Raw genomic sequence first — 17696 nt, forward strand, 5'->3', positions numbered from 1 at the left:
CCGTTCGGCCTCGGCGGCACGGTCACCGCCGGCATCGTCTCGGCTCGTGGCCGCGATATCGGCGCCGGCCCCTATGACGATTTCATCCAGATCGACGCCTCGGTGAACCGCGGCAATTCGGGCGGCCCGACCTTCAACCTTAACGGCCAGGTCGTCGGCATCAACACCGCGATCTTCTCGCCGTCCGGCGGCAGCGTCGGTATCGCCTTCGACATTCCTGCCTCGACGGCAAAGGCTGTCGTGCAGGATCTGATGAAGGACGGCACCGTCCAGCGCGGCTGGCTTGGCGTCGAGATCCAGCCGGTCACCTCCGAAATCGCCGAATCGCTTGGGCTGAAGTCCGATAAGGGCGCGCTCGTTTCCAGCGCCCAGAACGATGGTCCGGGCAAGAAGGCCGGTATATCAGCCGGTGACGTCATCACTCAGGTGGACGGCAAGGACGTCGCTTCGCCGAAGGAACTCGCGCGTCTGATCGGCGCCTACCAGCCCGGCAAACCGGTCGAGGTCACGCTGTGGCGTGACGGCAAGAGTGAGACCGTCAAGGTCGATCTCGGCACGCTGCCTTCGAGCGACAAGCAGGCTTCGGCCGACCAGCAGCCTTCCGCTCCGCCAAAGGCCGACACGCTGGCCGATCTCGGCCTCACCGTCACCAGATCCGACGATGGCAAAGGGCTTGTGGTGACCGATGTCGACCCCGACAGCGATGCCGCCGATCGCGGCATCCAGCCGGGCGACGTCATCACCTCGGTCAATTCGACGGAGGTCAATGGCACCGACGATGTCGCCAAGGCGATGGCCGACGCGGTGAAGTCGGGCCGCAAGGCGGTGCTGATGCAGATCACCCGCGACGATAGCAACCGCTTCGTCGCGCTGCCTGTCGCCAAGGGCTGACGTTCCAGACTTTTCCGGTGCGGCGGTTTTCAACACCCCCCGAGCCGCCGCACCGGAAAGCACGGGGCCTGAATACGTTAGTCAGTCAGTCATCGTGTTCCCCAGCGGCAGCGGACTCCCATCGCCCGCTGCCGCTCGAACAGAGCATGACGGCATGCTCAAACACGAAGCATGTCGCCCAAAAGTGTGAAGCGGTTTTGGGATGACGACATGCTCAAACAACGAAGCATGTCGCCCAAAAGCCCGCCTCGGTCTTGATCCGAGGGTGCCGGTGGCTTTGGGACAACGACATTCCAAAACAAAGACTTACGGCGTATCCTTGAATCACTTTGTTCGCGATACGCTCTGGTGAGGCCACGATGCATATGCCGGCCACTCAATCTTCCAGCGAAATCGCGTATAACGGTCCCATGAAGATTCTCGTCATAGAAGACGATCGCGAAGCGGCCGATTACCTCCAGAAAGCCTTCACTGAGGCCGGACACACCGCCCATGTCGCCGGCGATGGCGAAACCGGCTTCGCGCTCGCTGATTCCGGCGACTATGACGTGATGGTCGTCGACCGCATGTTGCCGCGCCGCGACGGCCTGTCGGTCATCGCCGGTCTGAGATCAAGAGGCAACACGACGCCGGTGCTGATCCTGTCGGCACTCGGCGAAGTCGACGACCGGGTCACCGGCTTGCGCGCCGGCGGCGACGACTATCTGACCAAGCCCTATGCCTTTTCCGAGCTTCTGGCCCGGGTCGAGGTGCTGAACCGCCGCGCCAGCGCCAGGGAAGCCGAAACCGTCTACCGGGTTGGCGATCTTGAGCTCGACAGGCTCTCGCATTCGGTGCGGCGCGCGGCGCGCGAGATCACGCTGCAGCCGCGCGAGTTCCGGCTTCTGGAGTATCTGATGCGCCATGCCGGCCAGGTGGTGACGCGCACCATGCTGCTGGAGAATGTCTGGGACTACCATTTCGATCCGCAGACCAACGTCATCGACGTTCACGTCTCGCGGCTGCGCGGCAAGATCGAGAAGGGCTTCGACAAGCCGATCCTGCACACGGTTCGTGGCGCCGGCTATATGCTCAAGAGCGGGTAGCATGGCTCTTTCCATGCCGGCCATCATGAGGACGACGGCAGCGCGGCTTTCGGCGCTCTATCTCCTGCTGTTCGCCATCTGCGCGGTGCTGCTCGTCTTCTACATGACCTCGCTGTCGGCGCGCATGCTGACCGGCCAGACCCAGGACACGATCAACGACGAGGTGCTCGGCCTCGCCCGGGCCTATCAGCGCGGCGGCTTGCCGCTGCTGGTCCGCGTGGTCGAGCAGCGCTCCCGCCAGCCCGGCGCCAATCTCTATTTGATCGCCGACACCAACGGCCAGATCCTGACCGGAAACGTGCAGAGCCTGGAGCCCGGCGTTCTCGAGGCCGAAGGCTGGACGACAGAGCCGTTTTCCTACCGGCGCTTCGGCGAGGCCGAGCTCGAGCGGCAACGCAATCCGGTCGCCGACCCGAACGACACCCAGTCCGGCCAGAACGAAGTGCAAGTGGAGGGCGAGAAGGGGCATAACGCCATTGCGCTGGTGTTGCGCCTGCCGAACCAGATGATCATGCTGGTTGGTCGCGACCTCGGCGAGCCGGAGCGGTTCCGCGCCGTCATCCGCCGCGCGCTGATGCTGGCGCTGGGCATGATGGGGCTTGGCGGGCTTCTGATCTGGTTCTTTGTCGGACGCGCGGCGCTGAAGCGTATCGACTCGGTGTCGGAGGCGAGCCGCCGCATCATGGGCGGCGATCTTTCCGGCCGGCTGCCGGTCACCGGCGCAGGCGACGAGTTCGACCGCCTCTCCGAAAACCTCAATTCCATGCTGGCCAGGATCGCCACGCTCAACGAAGGGCTGAAGCAGGTCTCCGACAACATCGCCCACGATCTGAAGACACCGCTGACTAGGCTGCGCAACCGCGCCGAGGCGACGCTTTCCGGTAAGTACAAGGCCGCCGACTACCGGCAGGCGCTGGAAGGGACCATCGCCGAGTCCGACCAGCTGATAAAAACCTTCAACGCCATCCTGATGATCTCCAGGCTGGAGGCGGGCTATTCCTCCGAAAGCACCAGCCGGGTCGATCTGGCTGCGTCCGTGCGCGATGTCGTCGAGCTCTACGAGCCGGTGGCGGAGGAGGCGGGGGTGACACTCGAGACTTCGGTGCAGGATGCCTTCGCCGTCGAAGGCAATCGCGAGCTGATCGGCCAGGCGCTGTCGAACATCGTCGACAACGCGATCAAATATTCTACCGACTCGACAGCCAAGCCGTCCGTCCGCGTGGCGCTCGATCGCGTCGGCAGGGAAATCAGGCTTTCCGTCACAGACAACGGCCACGGCATCCCCGACGATGCCGATCGCGCCAGGGCGACCGAGCGTTTCGTGCGGTTGGAGAAAAGTCGCTCGCAGCCGGGTTCCGGCCTGGGCCTCAGCCTCGCCAAGGCAATCATGACATTCCACAACGGACGGCTTGATCTTCTGCCGGCCGATCCCGGATTGTCCGTCGTCATGAGTTTTCCCGAACGGGAGGATCGCTGATGGCGGTGAGGGCGGCTGCGGAACAGACCAACTGGCTCTTGAAGCCGGCGGCAAAGCTCGTTCCCCTGGATCAGAACCGCGTCAGGCGGGAATTGTCGGAAATCGCTTCCACTGCGCAGGAAGAGGAGCTTACTCGGCTGGCGAAATTTCTCGCCGGCAAGGGCGCCGTCCAGGATTTCCTTGCCGCGGTGTTCGACCTGTCGCCGTTTCTGCGCGACACAGTGCGCCGCCGCCCGCAGATACTCGATGCGCTTTTCGATCAAACCGTCGAGGCCCGGCTGATTACGATCGGCACGGCGATCGACAAGGCCGCGCGGGCGGAAGCCATCTCCGAAAGCAGCCTGATGATGGAGCTGCGGCAATGGAAAGCGGAAGCGCATGTCCTGATCGCACTGGCTGATCTTGCAGGCGAGGCTGAAACCGCCGTCACGGTACGGCGGCTCAGCAGTCTTGCCGACGCCTGCACCCGCGCTGCTGTCGACTTTCTGCTTCGCGACGCGCACGGACAAGGCAAGCTCAACCTGCCGGACCCCGAGGATCCGGCGCGCCAGTCGGGCTGGATTCTGCTCGGCATGGGCAAGCTTGGCGCGCATGAGCTGAACTTCTCCTCCGACATCGACCTCGTCGTTTTCTTCGACCCGCAGGCACCTGCCGTCGTCGATCCGCTCGACGCGACGGAGCTGTTTTCGCGCCTGACGCGCCGGCTGGTCCGCATTCTCCAGGACCGCACCGAACACGGCTATGTCTTCCGCACCGACCTAAGGCTTCGTCCCGATCCCGGTTCGACGCCGTTGGCGATCCCGGTCGAGGCGGCACTGCGCTACTACGAGGCGCGCGGGCAGAACTGGGAGCGCGCTGCCATGATCAAGGCGCGACCGGTGGCCGGCGATCTCGCCGCCGGTGCCGCGTTCCTGAAGGACCTCCAGCCCTACATCTGGCGCAAATACATGGACTATGCGGCGATTGCCGACGTTCATTCGATCAAGCGCCAGATCCACGCCCACAAGGGCCATGGCGAGATCACCGTGAAGGGCCACAACGTCAAGCTCGGCCGCGGCGGCATTCGCGAGATCGAATTCTTCGTCCAGACCCAGCAGCTCATCGCCGGTGGCCGCTTCGCCGAGCTGCGCGGCCGCGAGACCGTGCCGATGCTCGGCCAACTTGCGGCACGCGGCTGGATCACGGCCGATGCACGCGACGCGCTCGCCCGGCAATACTGGTTCCTGCGCCGCGTCGAGCATGCCATCCAGATGGTCGCCGACGAGCAGACGCATATACTGCCGGAAGATGACGAAGGGCTTGAACGCATAGCCCGTATGCTCGGTTTTGCCGATACGGCGGCCTTTGCCGGGGCGTTCCGCGCTGCACTCCATCAGGTCGAACGCCACTACGCAGCGCTTTTCGAAACCGCGCCCGAGCTTTCGGCGGGCATCGGCAATCTGGTCTTTACCGGCGATGTCGACGATCCCGACACGTTGCAGACCCTGCAGAGATTGGGATTCCAGCGGGCGAGCGACATCTGCCGCGTTATCCGCGGCTGGCATTTCGGCCGCTATCGCGTCACCCGGTCGGCCGAGGCGCGCGAGCGGTTGACCGAACTGACGCCGGCGCTGCTGCAATCCTTCGGCCAGACGCGCCGGGCGGACGAGGCGTTGATACGCTTCGATGAGTTTCTTGCCGGCCTGCCCGCCGGTATCCAGCTTTTCTCGCTGCTCCAGTCCAATCCCGCTCTGCTGAAGCTGATGGCGACGATCATGGGCGCGGCTCCCCGGCTGGCCGCTATCATCACGCGCCGCCCGCACGTGTTCGATGGCCTGCTGGATCCGGCCCTTTTGACCGAGCTGCCGGACCGCGCCTATCTCTCGGCGCGTCTCGCCGCCTTCCTCGAAGGCGACAGGGCCTATGAGGACGTGCTCGACCGCTTGCGTATCTTTGCTTCCGAGCAAAAATTCCTGATCGGCGTCAGGCTGCTTGCCGGCTCGATCGATCCGGTCCGCGCCGGCCGTGCCTTTTCCGATCTGGCCGATCTTACCATCGACGCGGCGCTGCGGGCGGTCATCGCCGAGTTCGCGCTGCGGCACGGCCGCGTCGCTGGCGGCACTGTTGCGCTGCTCGGCATGGGCAAGCTCGGCAGCCGCGAACTGACGGCCGGCTCCGACGTCGACCTCATCCTGCTCTATGATCACGACACCGATGCCGAAGAATCCGACGGCGACAAGCCGCTCGCCCCGTCCCACTATTACTCCAGAATGACGCAGCGGCTGATATCGGCCGTGTCCGCGCCGACCGCCGAGGGCGTTCTCTACGAGCTCGACCTTCGCCTGCGGCCGTCCGGCAACAAGGGGCCAGTGGCGACCCATGTCGATGCCTTCAAGAAGTATCAGCGCCAGGACGCCTGGACATGGGAGCACATGGCGCTGTCCAGGGCTCGCGCGATCGGTGGTGATCCAGCGCTGTGCACCGAGGTCGAGGCCGAGGTGGCGGCGGTGCTTGCCCTGCCGCGCGACAGCGCCAAGGTGATGGCCGAAGCGTCCGAGATGCGCGCGATGATCGAGAAGGAGAAGCCGCCGCGCGATCTCTGGGACATCAAGCTGATCCAGGGTGGTCTCATCGATCTCGAATTCATCGCGCAGGTGGCGGTGATCACGGGCAAGGTCGAAGCCGGCCGCCGGGTCACCGGGACAGCGGAAGTCCTGTCGAGGCTGGCGCCGGATTTCGCTGAAGCCCAGGTCAGGCAGGAGCTTTGCGATGCCTATGCGCTCTATCTGGCGCTGACTCAGATGATACGGCTCTGCCTCACCGGCGTGTTCGAACGGGACGACGTTCCGCCGGGGCTTTCGGATCTGCTTCTGGCGGTCACCGACCTGCCGGATTTCGGTGTGCTGGAAGCGCACCTCAAGGAGACGTCGCAAAAGGTCAGGAAAGATTTCGACCTTCTGCTTCGTGCGAAACGACCATGAGGGCGTAACGTCAAAACGGCTGTTTCGGCGAGAGCATCGGGGGCGCTGTCCCTCCGGCGTTCCCGAAAGTTCCAACCGCTTCACGACAACTGAGGGTCAGGCCGCCGCCCTGACCGGCTGCGTCGACTTCTTGATCGGAATGCGCACCGACACGATCGTGCCGGTGCCTTCGGTGGAGCGGATCTTCAAGGCGCCGCCCTGAAGCTCGGCCAACGAGCGTGAGATGGCAAGGCCAAGGCCGGATCCGGCATGGCTCTTGGAAAACTGGTTCTGCACCTGCTCGAACGGCCGCCCGAGCTTGCTCAGCGCCTCCTTCGGGATGCCGCAGCCATTGTCTTCGATCGTCAGGACCAGGGCGCTGGATGTGTTGCGGGCCCTTACCGCAATGCGGCCGCCCTGGCCGGTGAATTTCACCGCATTCGACAGGAGGTTGATGACGATCTGCTTGATTGCTCGGCGGTCGGCGAAAAGCGTCAGTGAATCGGGGATGCGTGTTTCGACAGTGATCGACTTTTCCGCTGCCTGCAGCGAGATGACGCGCACCGTTTCCCTCATCAGCGGGCAGAGGTCGATTTCCTCCTGATCCATCGAGAACTGGCCGGCCTCGATCTTCGACATGTCGAGGATGTCGTTGATGACGCCCAGAAGATATTTGCCGCTGCCGTTGATGTCGGTGGCATATTCCTCGTAGCGCGGCGAGCCCAAGGGCCCGAACAGCGCCTGTTCCATCAGCTCCGAGAAGCCGATGATCGCGTTGAGCGGCGTGCGCAGTTCGTGCGACATGTTCGCCAGGAACTCGGATTTGGCCCGGTTCGCGGCCTCGGCGCGCTCGGTTTCCTTCATGTATTCGCGATTGAGCTCGACCAGTTCGCGCGACCGCTCTTCCTCCGCCCGGCGGGCAAGGCTGAGGTCGTGGATCGTCGCCATCAGCCGGCGCTCGCTGTCTACCAGCTTCTCCTGGTGCAGCTTGATCTGGGTGATGTCGGAGCCGACCGAGACGGTGCCGCCGTCCCTGGTTCTGAGCTCATTGACCTGCAGCCAGCGGCCATCGGCAAGCTGCCGCTCGAAGGTCACGCCGCCTTGCTGCCCGTTGGTGTTGGCAAGCCGCCGCTCCGAAGCGAAGGCAAGCATGCGTTCCTCCAGAACGGCGCGCGAGGCGCCCGGCATCACGTCGCGATCCGACAGGCCGTTATCCTGCTGGTACTTGGAATTGCACATGATCAGACGCTGGGCGGAATCCCAGAGCACGAAGGATTCGTTGATGTTTTCGATGGCCGTTCGCAGACGAAGATCCGCGGCCTCGGAGCGCAGCGCCAGGTGCCGCTGCTCGGTGACGTCGACAGCGATGCCGATCAGTTGGATCTCCGGCGCTTCCGGGTCGATCACCTGCGCCCTTGCGCGCATCCACACCCATTGTCCGTCGGCATGGCGCATCCGGAACACCTGGTCGATGTGATCGATCTCGCGTGCGACGATCCTGTTGGCAAGCTCGAACAGGTCGCCGTCCTCGGGATGGATGATCTCGTCGACCTCGCCGAACGACAGCATCGTGTCGCAGGGCTCGTAGCCCAGCATGTCGTACATCGAGCGCGACCAGTACATCTTGCCACGCACCATGTCCCAGTCCCACAGGCCGCAGCGGCCGCGCACCAGCGCCATGTCGATGCGCTGGTGCGCTTCGAGATAGATGCGGTCGGCGGCCTGGGCGCGCGCCGCCTGGCCGAAATAAGCGTAGAGGATGATGATCAGCACGCCGGCTGTAAGCACGAAGAGGGTGACGTTGAGCGAAACGGTCTTGCGCCACGTGTCGAAGACCGCTTCCTGCGGAACGAGCGCTGCGGCAGCGCCTTTCCCGCCACTTGCCAGGCTCACTGCCGCATACCAGTCCTGACCGCCGATGCTGACCTCCATGACGCCGGCGCGGTCGCCGAACATGAACAGCGGTTGACCGCCTTGGACGATGCCGTCGAGCGGTCGCCCCTCCCAGCGCGTTGATAGCGGTGTCACGGCAATGATCTTGAGCGCGCCGTCGGTGACCGCAAGCACGTGGCTTCGGCCCATGGCGCCCTGACGGCTAATGCCCTCCAACAGGTCCTGCGTCGCGCCCGGCGCCATCTTCGCATCGACGCTAATCGAACTGGCCAGTGGGCCCGCCGCGAGCGAGAGGATCGCCTTGGCGTCGCGTTCCACGTCGTCGCGCTCGTTCATCAGCGACAGGAACCGCAGCGCCGCGATGACGAGCAGGAAAATGATGATCAGGGCCGGTATCGATCGGCGCAACAGTGGCTCGGCTGCCAGGAGCCGTCGGTAGGCGGGTTCGGCGATGAGCCGCGCATTGCCGGCGAGACCATCGCTTCTCGCCTCACGCCGCTCAAAAGCCGTCCCTCCGGGCGCGCCCCACGCGTCCGCCTTCGCCATAAATGGCTCTCCCCGATTTTGAATCTGCTTGACGATCCGGCGACGCCGCACTTCCGAATCTTCAGCTAAAGAATCAAAGGTGATTCGCCTTGTCCAGAGGCGCGGCGAAAAAAGATTAAAAATCGACTAAAATAATGGCTAAATCCGCCGATCTCCCTCCCCCTTGAGGGGCGGGTGGCCCGTAGGGCCGGAAGGGGTCGTCGGCGAAGCGCTCCATCTTTGAATCAAGGGTCGAGGCAGGTGGGATCGGTCGAGGCCGCGCACTGCCGCAGCGACCCCACCCGTCCATCCGCCTTCGGCGGCTGTCCAACCTCCCCTCAAGGGGGAGGGATCACGCAAGAGTGCGCTCGACGATGTCCCGCAAATCAGCCGACAGGTTCTCGACATTGGCAATCGATCGCAGCGCTTCCCTTGCCTTGGCCTGCCGGGCAGGTTCGAGCGAGCGCCATGATCTGAGTGCCGTCGCCAGCCTGGCGGCCAACTGCGGGTTGCGCTTTTCGACCTGCAAGACCGTTTCGACGAAAAACCGGTAGCCTTCGCCGTCGGCGCGATGGAAGCCGGTCTGGTTGGCGCTGGAAAACGTGCCGACAAGCGAGCGCACCCGGTTCGGGTTGGCCATAGAGAAGGCCGGGTGGCCGGTCAGGGCGCGCACCGCATGAATGGTTTGCGGGCCTGGCACGCTGGCCTGGATCTGGAACCACTTGTCCATCACCAGAGGATCGGTCGCATATTTCGCTCCAAAGTCAGCCAGTGCCTTGACCGTCTCGGGCGAACCGCTGTGGCGGAGCGCAAGCACGGTCAATGCAGCGGCGCGGTCCGTCATATTGGTCGCGGACTGGAAATGCCGGGCCGCAAGCGCCGCGCTTCCCGGCAGCAGCGAGAGATAGTCGAGCAGGATGTTGCGCAGCGCCCGCCGCCCGGCGCTCGCCGCATCCGGACTGAAAGCGTCCTTGTCGGCCAGTCGATCGTAGAGGCGGGAGAATATCTCGCTGTTGGTCTCGGCGATCGCGGCCGTCAGCGCCTCGCGGGCCGAGAGGATGGCATCGGGGTCGATGTTCTTGCCGATGTCACGGGCGATATCGGCTTCGCTCGGAAGCGCCAGAGCCAGCGCTCGATAGGCCGGCTCAAGTGTCTCGTCGCCGGCTATCTTGCCGGCAAGATCGGTCAACCGTGATGCGAAATTGGGCTGCTTGCCGCCAAGGACCTGGCGGAAGGCGGATATCAGGGAGTCGGTCAAAAGCGTGTTGAACGCCTGCCAGCGCGAGAAGGTATCGTCGTCATGGCCGGCAAGGAAGAACTGATCGTCGGCCTTCTGCTCGACGGAAAGCGTCACCGGCGCCGAGAAGCCGCGGTTGAGCGACATGGCCGGGCGCTCGGCAACGCCCGAGAAGCGCACCATGTGCCGGCGCTTGCGGATGTGGATAACGCCGTCCTCGACGGAAGCTCCCTCGACGCCGTTATAGGCTATCGCTTTGCCATCGGCGCCGACCAGGCTGAAGGCCAGCGGAATGTGCATCAGCCGCTTGCGGCTTTCGGACGGCGTCGGCGGCACCGACTGCTCGATCTCGAGCGTGAATTCCTGGGCTGCCGCATTGTGCGTCGAACTGATCGTCAGATTGGGCGTGCCCGCCTGATGGTACCAGAGCGAAAATTGCGACAGGTCGCGGCCGGACACATCCTCGAACACCTTGATGAAGTCCTCGATCGTCGCAGCCTCGCCGTCATGGCGCTGGAAATAAAGGTCCATGCCGGCCCGGAACGTCTCGGCGCCGAGAATGGTGCGGATCATGCGCACCACTTCCGAGCCCTTTTCGTAGACCGTCGCCGTGTAGAAATTGTTGATCTCGCGGTAGCGGCGCGGCCGCACCGGATGCGCCAGCGGCCCCTGGTCTTCGGGAAACTGATGCGCCCTGAGCGTGCGCACTTCGGCAATGCGTTTTACCGCTCGCGAGCGTTGGTCGGCCGAGAATTCGTGATCGCGAAAAACCGTCAGCCCTTCCTTCAGGCAAAGCTGGAACCAGTCGCGGCAAGTGATTCTGTTGCCAGTCCAATTGTGGAAATACTCGTGCGCGATGATCGCCTCGATATTGGCGAAATCGGCATCCGTGGCGGTCTCCTGGTCGGCCAGCACATATTTGTCGTTGAAGATGTTGAGGCCCTTGTTCTCCATCGCGCCCATATTGAAGTCGGACACGGCGACGATGTTGAAAACGTCGAGGTCGTATTCGCGGCCGAACGCCTCCTCGTCCCATTTCATCGACCGCTTCAGGGCGTCCATGGCGTAGCCGGCGAGCCGCTCCTTGCCCGGCTCGACATAGATGCCGAGATCGACCTTGCGACCGGATAGCGTGATGAAGCTGTCTGCGACTTTGCCGAGCGCGCCCGCCACCAGTGCGAATAGATAGGACGGCTTGGGGAAGGGGTCGTGCCAGACCGCATAGTGCCAGCCGTCGGCAAGTTCGCCGCTGCCCGCCGGGTTGCCGTTGGAAAGAAGCAGTGGCGCCTCGTGGCGCCGCGCCTCGATGCGCACCGTATAGACGGACAGGATATCGGGGCGATCGAGAAAATAAGTGATGCGCCGAAAGCCCTCGGCCTCGCATTGCGTGCAATAGACGTTGCTGGAGCGATAGAGGCCCATCAGGGCTTCGTTGTGTGCCGGCGCTAGCTCGGTTTCGATCAGGAGCTGGAAGCGGGGTGCTGCGGGCGGCGTGGTGATCGTCAGCTGATCGGGCGTGGCAAAAAAATCCATCGGCGCGAGTGTCCGGCCGTCGATTGCGATGCGGCTGAGCGTCAGGCCATCGCCATCCAGCACCAGTGGCACTGACGCCGCCACGCCGTCGCGGCGTTCGACCGTCAGTTCGGCGGTGACGCGCGTGGCTTCTGGCGACAGGCGGAAAGTCAGGCTGGTTTCCGGAATGAGATAGTCGTTGGGGCGATAGTCTTCGAGCTTGAAGACCTGGCCGGTGTCAGTGCGCATTCGGTGGGGTTTCCTGTCGATTCCCGCAGCGGCAAGTGGGTCCGCTGGTCTAAAAATTTGAAGCCCGCGCTCTTTACACGAAACCGTCACTCGACAAAACTGGCGCAATGCCTATTTCAGGCACTCGTTCTCCACATCATCGCGAGGTATCCATGACCGTGGTCACACCGAAATTCGGCATGGGCGCATCTGTGCTGCGTCGCGAGGACCAGGCCTTCCTCAAAGGTCTCGGTCGCTATACGGACGACATCCAGCCGGCCGGCCTCCTGCACGGCTACGTCCTGCGCTCGCCGGTGGCCAAGGCAAGCTTCACCATCGGTTCGACCGAGGCGGCCAAGGCGGCACCTGGCGTCCATCTGGTGCTGACCGGTGCGGATCTTGCTCATCTCGGCAAGCTGAAATCCGGCGTCATGCAGAGGCAGCCGGACGGCACCAAGGCGCCGACCCGCGACATTCCGGTCCTTTGCCGCGACCGGGTCAATTATGTCGGCGACGCCGTCGCATTCGTCGTCGCCGACAGCCGCGCGCTGGCGCAGGACGCGGCCGAATTGATCGAGGTCGATTACGAGGGCGAGGATGCCGCCTCCGGCACCGCCACGGCGCTTGACGAAGGCACGCCGCTGGTTTGGCCGGAACTCGGCTCCAACCGCGCCTTCAGCTATCACATCGGCGACAAGGCGAAGACCGCGGCAGCATTCGCCGGGGCGGCGCATGTCACTCGCATCGAATTCATCAACAACCGGCTGGTCTGCAACTACATGGAGCCGCGCTCGGCGATCGGCGAGTGGAGCACGCAAGAGAACCGCTTCGTGCTGACCACGGGCTCGCAGGGCGTGCATTCGATGCAGTACATCCTGGCCGATGTGTTCAAGATCAAGAAGAACCAGCTGCGCGTCATCACGCCGGATGTCGGCGGCGGCTTCGGACCGAAAAGCTTCGTCTATCGCGAGCATCCGCTGGTGCTCGAGGCTGCCAAGCGTCTTGGCCGCCCGGTCAAATGGGCCGGCGACCGCACCGAGCATTTCCTCACCGATGCGCAAGGCCGCGACAATGTCGTGACCGCCGAGATGGCGATGGACAAGGACGGCCGCTTCCTCGGCATGAGGGTCGATCTCCTCGCCAATATCGGCGCTTACATCTCGCAATACGGCCCGTTCATCCCCTATATCGGCGTCACCATGTCGACCGGCGTCTACGATATCCAGGCGCTCGATGTTTCGGTGACCGGCCTTTACACCAATACCTGCCCGGTCGATGCTTATCGCGGCGCTGGCCGCCCGGAAGCGGCATTCCTGCTGGAAAAGCTCGTCGACGCCTGCGCCCACGATCTCAGCCTTCCCGTCGAAGAGATCCGCCGGCGCAATTTCATTCGGCCTGCGCAGTTTCCCTATCGCACCCAGACCGACCGCCTTTATGATACCGGCGAATTCGCAGGCCATATGGACCGCGCCATCGAACAGGCGGAGTGGCAGGCGTTCCCGGAACGGCTGGCGCAGTCGAAGGCTGAAGGAAAGATCCGCGGCATCGGCATGGCGACCTATATCGAGGCCTGTGCGTTTCCGGGCTCTGAGCCGGCCTTTGTCGAACTGAACGGCGACGGCACGGTGACGCTGAAGATCGGCACCCAGACCAACGGGCAGGGACATGCGACCGCCTATGCGCAATTCCTCTCGGAAAAGCTTCATCTCGATATCGACAAGATCCAGGTCCGCCAAGGCGACACCGACGAGCTGAAGGCCGGCGGCGGCACTGGCGGCTCGCGCTCGATCCCTCTTGGCGGTGTATCAGCTTCTCGCGCGGGTGAGGATCTGGCCAACAAGATCAAGCGCATCGCCGCGGATGAACTGGAAGCCTCGGCCGGCGACATCGAATTGTCCAACGGCGTCGCCCGAATCGTCGGCACCGATCGCACGATCGATTTTTCGAGCATCGCCAAGGCCGCCAAGAACCCGGACGATCTCAAAGGCTTTGGCGAGTTCGTGCAGGACGAATGCACCTATCCGAACGGCACCCACATCTGCGAGGTCGAGATCGATCCCGACACCGGCACGACGGAGATTGTTCGCTATACGATCGTCGACGATTTCGGCGTCACCGTGAACCCGATCCTGCTGGCTGGCCAGGTGCATGGCGGCGTCGTCCAGGGCATCGGCCAGGCGCTGACCGAGAACACGGTCTATGACGAGGACGGGCAGCTGTTGACGGCGAGCTTCATGGATTACGCCATGCCGCGCGCCGACGATTTACCGTTCTTCCATTTCGAGACCCGCAATGTGCCATCGACCACCAATGCGCTGGGCATCAAGGGGGCCGGCGAGGCCGGCACGATCGGAGCGACGCCAGCCGCGCTCAACGCGGTGACGGATGCACTCTTTCGCGCCTACGGCATCAGGCACATCGACATGCCGGCAACGCCGGCGCGCATCTGGGCAGCGATCCAGGAAGCAACTGCTAAGTGAGCCCTACAGATCATCCCGGCGGACACAACACGCTGACCGGGATCATGCTCAAGATCGTGTCGGTGGCGGTCTTTGTCGGCATGTCGTCCTGCATCAAGGCGGCGGGCACCGTACCGGCGGGCCAGATCGTCTTCTTCCGCTCCTTCTTCGCCATCTTTCCTATCATCATCTTCCTGGCCTTCCAGGGGAAGCTTGGCACCGCATTTTCCACCAAACGCCCGCTCAACCACATTGCGCGCGGCGTTGTTGGCGTCTGCGCCATGGGCCTCGGCTTTTTCGCGCTGACGCGTCTGCCGCTGCCCGAGGCGATCACGCTGAACTACGCACAGCCGCTGCTGGTGGTGGTGTTCAGTTCGATCTTCCTCGGCGAAGCGATCCGCGTCTATCGCTGGAGCGCGGTTGCGGTCGGATTGGTCGGCGTGCTGGTCATCTCATGGCCGGAACTGACCCTGCTGAGCTCGGGCGCAGCACTCGGCGATCAGGAGGTGCTCGGCGTCATCGCCGCCCTGGTCGCGGCCGCGATCTCGGCCGTAGCCATGCTGCTGGTGCGCAATCTCGTCCAGAGCGAGCCGACGGCAACCATCGTGCTGTGGTTTTCGGTGACGGCGAGCGTCCTGGCGTTGCTTTCGCTGCCGTTCGGCTGGCAGGCGCTGACACCGGTGCAGGCAGGCCTTCTGGTTGTGTCAGGCTTTTGCGGCGGGGTCGCTCAGATACTGATGACGGCAGCCTATCGCCATGCTGAGGCCTCGGTCGTGGCGCCCTTCGAGTACACGTCTATGATACTCGGCATAGCCGTCGGCTATCTTGCTTTCGGCGACGTCCCGACGGTTCATATGCTCATCGGCGGCCTGATCGTCGTTGCCGCCGGCATCTTTATCATCTGGCGCGAGCGCCAGCTTGGCCTCGAACGTGCGCGCACCCGACAGGCGACCCCGCCGCAAGGATGATCAGAACGGCTCGGCCCGCTCCTCCGCCAATCGCACCAGCACCGTCCTTGTCTGCTCATCGGCAGGGAAAAAGGATTCGATCGCCAGTTCCGACAGCGTCACGTCGAGCGGCGTGCCGAACACGGTGATGGTGCTGATGAACGACAGCACAGCATCGCCATGGGCAAGCCGCAGCGGGTGCACGATCGCGTTCGGCTCGACCGGCACCGGTCGTGCGCCGTTCAGGCCGGACGGATAGGTCCGAAGCTCGCGTTCCAGTTCGACCAGGACCGGGTCGCCTGAGGCGTCGTTCTGGTGTTTCAGCCGGTCGAGAAGATGCGCGCGCCATTCGGCGAGGTTGACGATGCGCGGCGCGACGCCACCCGGGTGCAGGCTGAGTCGCAGCACGTTGACCGGGGGCTTCAGCAAGGAGGGCTCGGCGACATTGGCCAGGAACGGGCCGATGGCGGCATTCGCCGACACCAGGTTCCAGTGCCGGTCGACAGCGAGCGCTGGGAAGGGTTCGTGCCCCTTGAGCACGATCTCGACGGCCGCCATCGCCGGCGCCAGCGAGGCATCCGTGAGCGAGCGCTCGCTGAAGCTAGGGGCAAAACCCGCGGCCAGCAGGAGCTGGTTGCGCTGCCTCAGCGGGATCGAGAGCTGCTCGGCCAGATGCAGCACCATGTCGCGCGAAGGTGCCGCGCGACCGCTCTCCACGAAGCTCAGATGCCGCTGTGAGATTTCGGCTTCCATGGCGAGATCGAGTTGGCTCATGCGCCGGCGCGTGCGCCATTCGCGAATGAGGCTGCCGGCGGAGGTCTGGGTTGCTGCCATGAGCGCATGACTAGGCCGCCAGCGGATGCATTTCAATTACCTGGCAGGTTATGGCGCCTCTCCCGGCTTTGCGGCGCGAGGAAACGCTGGTCGTCAACCCAGCGCCCGCAGTTTCGCCTTCACCTCAAGGAAATCCCGCCACGCCAGCTTCTTGTGCGCGGGGGTTCTCAAGAGATAGGCCGGGTGAAGTGTCGGCATGGCGGGAATGGCAATGCCGGAGGCGGTCGTGTGGACGCGCCAATTGCCGCGTAGCCGTAGGATGCCCTCGGTGGTGTTGAGGAGGGTCTTTGCCGAGGGGCCGCCCAGGTTGACCAGCACCTTCGGATTGACCAACTCGATCTGCCGTTCGATGAACGGCCGGCAAATCTCGGTCTCGTGCGGTGTCGGCGTGCGGTTGCCCGGCGGCCGCCAGGGGATGACATTGGCGATGTAAGCCGATGTGCGGTCGAGGCCAATCGCAGCCAGCATCCGGTCGAGCAGCCGGCCCGAGCGGCCGACGAACGGCAATCCCTCTATGTCCTCGTCGCGGCCGGGCGCCTCGCCGACCAGCATGACAGCGGCATTCGGATTGCCGTCGGCGAACACCAGGTTCTTGGCGGTGTACTTGAGATTGCAGCCGTCAAACGCCGCCATGTGCTGGCGAAGCTCGTCCAGGGTTGCGGCCGTCATTGCCAACTGGCGCGCCAATGCCGCTTGCGCTTCGTCGGGCACCGTCGCTGTGCCCGACGGCGCGCGCACCGCCGGTGCCGCAGCTTGCCTTTCGCCCATTTCGGCGCGTGAGACGCTGGTCGAGCGTGGCAGTGCGGCGCCTTTTTCACCAGTTGGCGGCGTAACCGTCGCTGGCGCCCGCTCAGGTGGCTTTGACGCAGCCTCGGCAAACCTGTTCACCGGCTCGTCTTCGAGCGCTTCATCGACGCCCGCGCTGGCGTAGAAGGTCAAAAGGTCGGCGATATCAGGTCGGTTGTCTCGGGGAACGGCAGTCATGCCTTCACATTCGGCCGCGCGGCAGGAATTTGCAAGTTCAGCTCGACGGTATACGGGGATCCTGCACCAGATAGAACGTCCAGCGCGGTGTGTAGTCGGTGATCAGGTAATCGAATTTTGCTGTCTTCAGCGGGTCGATCTTGCCGCTCTTGAACAGCAGCCGGTCATAGGGTTCGAAGTCGCGATCGAAATCGGCAAAGCTGCTCGACCAGATGTTGTCAGGCGTCTTGTTGCGCTGGTCGAATGACAGGCCGTCGCCGAACACGCTCGGCCGGTGGAGCACCTCCTGGAGCTCGAACTGGAACTCGACCCAGGCCTGGCCGCTGTTGTTGAGCACGTCGATGCGCATATACATGAGGCCGTTGGCAAATTGGCCCGCGGTGCCAAACGGCTGGATCGGCTTTGTCGTGCGGATAGTCAGTGTAACCGGCGTTGCCGAATTCAGCTCTTCGGTGATGACAAGCGGGTCCTCCTTTGTCCCGACGCCCGAGGCGCTGGTGATGCGGAAGCCGCCGAGCTCGTCGGAAAAGGAGTAGGCTCCGGCCGCCCAGACCCTTTGCGGCTCGGCATGGGCGCCAATGGGCGCCAGCGGCAAAAGGGCCAAAACGAGCGCCCGGCAAATCCGTCCGGGCGAGGAAAAAAAGCGCGTCGATGAAAAGCCAGTCGGCCCGTATATGCGCATGGC

Annotated in this window: 11 protein-coding genes; 6 read left to right on the top strand and 5 right to left on the bottom strand. The window is 63.9% G+C overall.

The features are described 5' to 3' along the window. The 4 genes from EOC93_RS16705 to EOC93_RS16720 form a co-directional block, all read left to right on the top strand. A partial coding sequence (locus EOC93_RS16705) for a PDZ domain-containing protein (RefSeq protein ID WP_127205165.1) occupies positions 1–891 on the top strand: 891 nt, incomplete at its 5' end. Between the two features lie 410 nt (positions 892–1301). Next, a complete protein-coding gene (locus EOC93_RS16710; protein ID WP_164547000.1) occupies positions 1302–1976 on the top strand; it encodes a response regulator transcription factor in 675 nt (224 codons plus the stop codon). Position 1977: 1 nt separating this feature from the next. After that, a complete protein-coding gene (locus EOC93_RS16715) occupies positions 1978–3453 on the top strand; it encodes an ATP-binding protein (RefSeq protein ID WP_095486560.1) in 1476 nt (491 codons plus the stop codon). Then, positions 3453–6413: a bifunctional [glutamine synthetase] adenylyltransferase/[glutamine synthetase]-adenylyl-L-tyrosine phosphorylase gene (locus tag EOC93_RS16720; protein WP_127205166.1), complete on the top strand. Its 2961-nt coding sequence runs from the start codon at positions 3453–3455 to the stop codon at positions 6411–6413. Before EOC93_RS16715 ends, EOC93_RS16720 begins: the two co-directional genes overlap by 1 nt. A gap of 96 nt (positions 6414–6509) precedes the next feature. Here EOC93_RS16720 and EOC93_RS16725 read toward each other — a convergent pair whose 3' ends face one another. After that, the gene (locus tag EOC93_RS16725) at positions 6510–8831 is read right to left on the bottom strand and encodes a PAS domain-containing sensor histidine kinase (RefSeq protein WP_127205167.1); all 2322 of its coding nucleotides are present in this window, start codon (positions 8829–8831) and stop codon (positions 6510–6512) included. A gap of 331 nt (positions 8832–9162) precedes the next feature. Further along, positions 9163–11808, bottom strand: a complete 2646-nt coding sequence (pepN, locus tag EOC93_RS16730) for an aminopeptidase N (protein ID WP_127205168.1) — start codon at positions 11806–11808, stop codon at positions 9163–9165. 152 nt (positions 11809–11960) lie between these two features. Between pepN and EOC93_RS16735 the strand changes: the two genes are divergently transcribed. Continuing rightward, the gene (locus tag EOC93_RS16735; RefSeq protein WP_127205169.1) at positions 11961–14267 is read left to right on the top strand and encodes a xanthine dehydrogenase family protein molybdopterin-binding subunit; all 2307 of its coding nucleotides are present in this window, start codon (positions 11961–11963) and stop codon (positions 14265–14267) included. A 44-nt stretch (positions 14268–14311) separates the two neighbouring features. Next, positions 14312–15214 carry a DMT family transporter gene (locus EOC93_RS16740; protein ID WP_127205181.1) on the top strand — a complete coding sequence of 301 codons (903 nt, stop codon included), beginning with the start codon at positions 14312–14314 and terminating at the stop codon, positions 15212–15214. Here the strand turns inward: EOC93_RS16740 and EOC93_RS16745 are convergent, their stop codons facing one another. The 3 genes from EOC93_RS16745 to EOC93_RS16755 form a co-directional block, all read right to left on the bottom strand. After that, the gene (locus tag EOC93_RS16745; protein WP_127205170.1) at positions 15215–16027 is read right to left on the bottom strand and encodes a helix-turn-helix transcriptional regulator; all 813 of its coding nucleotides are present in this window, start codon (positions 16025–16027) and stop codon (positions 15215–15217) included. Between the two features lie 93 nt (positions 16028–16120). After that, positions 16121–17011, bottom strand: coding sequence for a uracil-DNA glycosylase (locus tag EOC93_RS16750; RefSeq protein ID WP_127205171.1), 891 nt, complete (start codon positions 17009–17011; stop codon positions 16121–16123). A 37-nt stretch (positions 17012–17048) separates the two neighbouring features. Then, positions 17049–17693 (bottom strand): hypothetical protein, encoded by a 645-nt coding sequence (locus EOC93_RS16755; protein WP_127205172.1) that lies wholly within the window; start codon positions 17691–17693, stop codon positions 17049–17051. Positions 17694–17696: the final 3 nt, after the last annotated feature.

It is taken from the genome of Mesorhizobium sp. M6A.T.Ce.TU.002.03.1.1 (assembly GCF_003997275.1).
Taxonomy (GTDB): domain Bacteria; phylum Pseudomonadota; class Alphaproteobacteria; order Rhizobiales; family Rhizobiaceae; genus Mesorhizobium; species Mesorhizobium mediterraneum.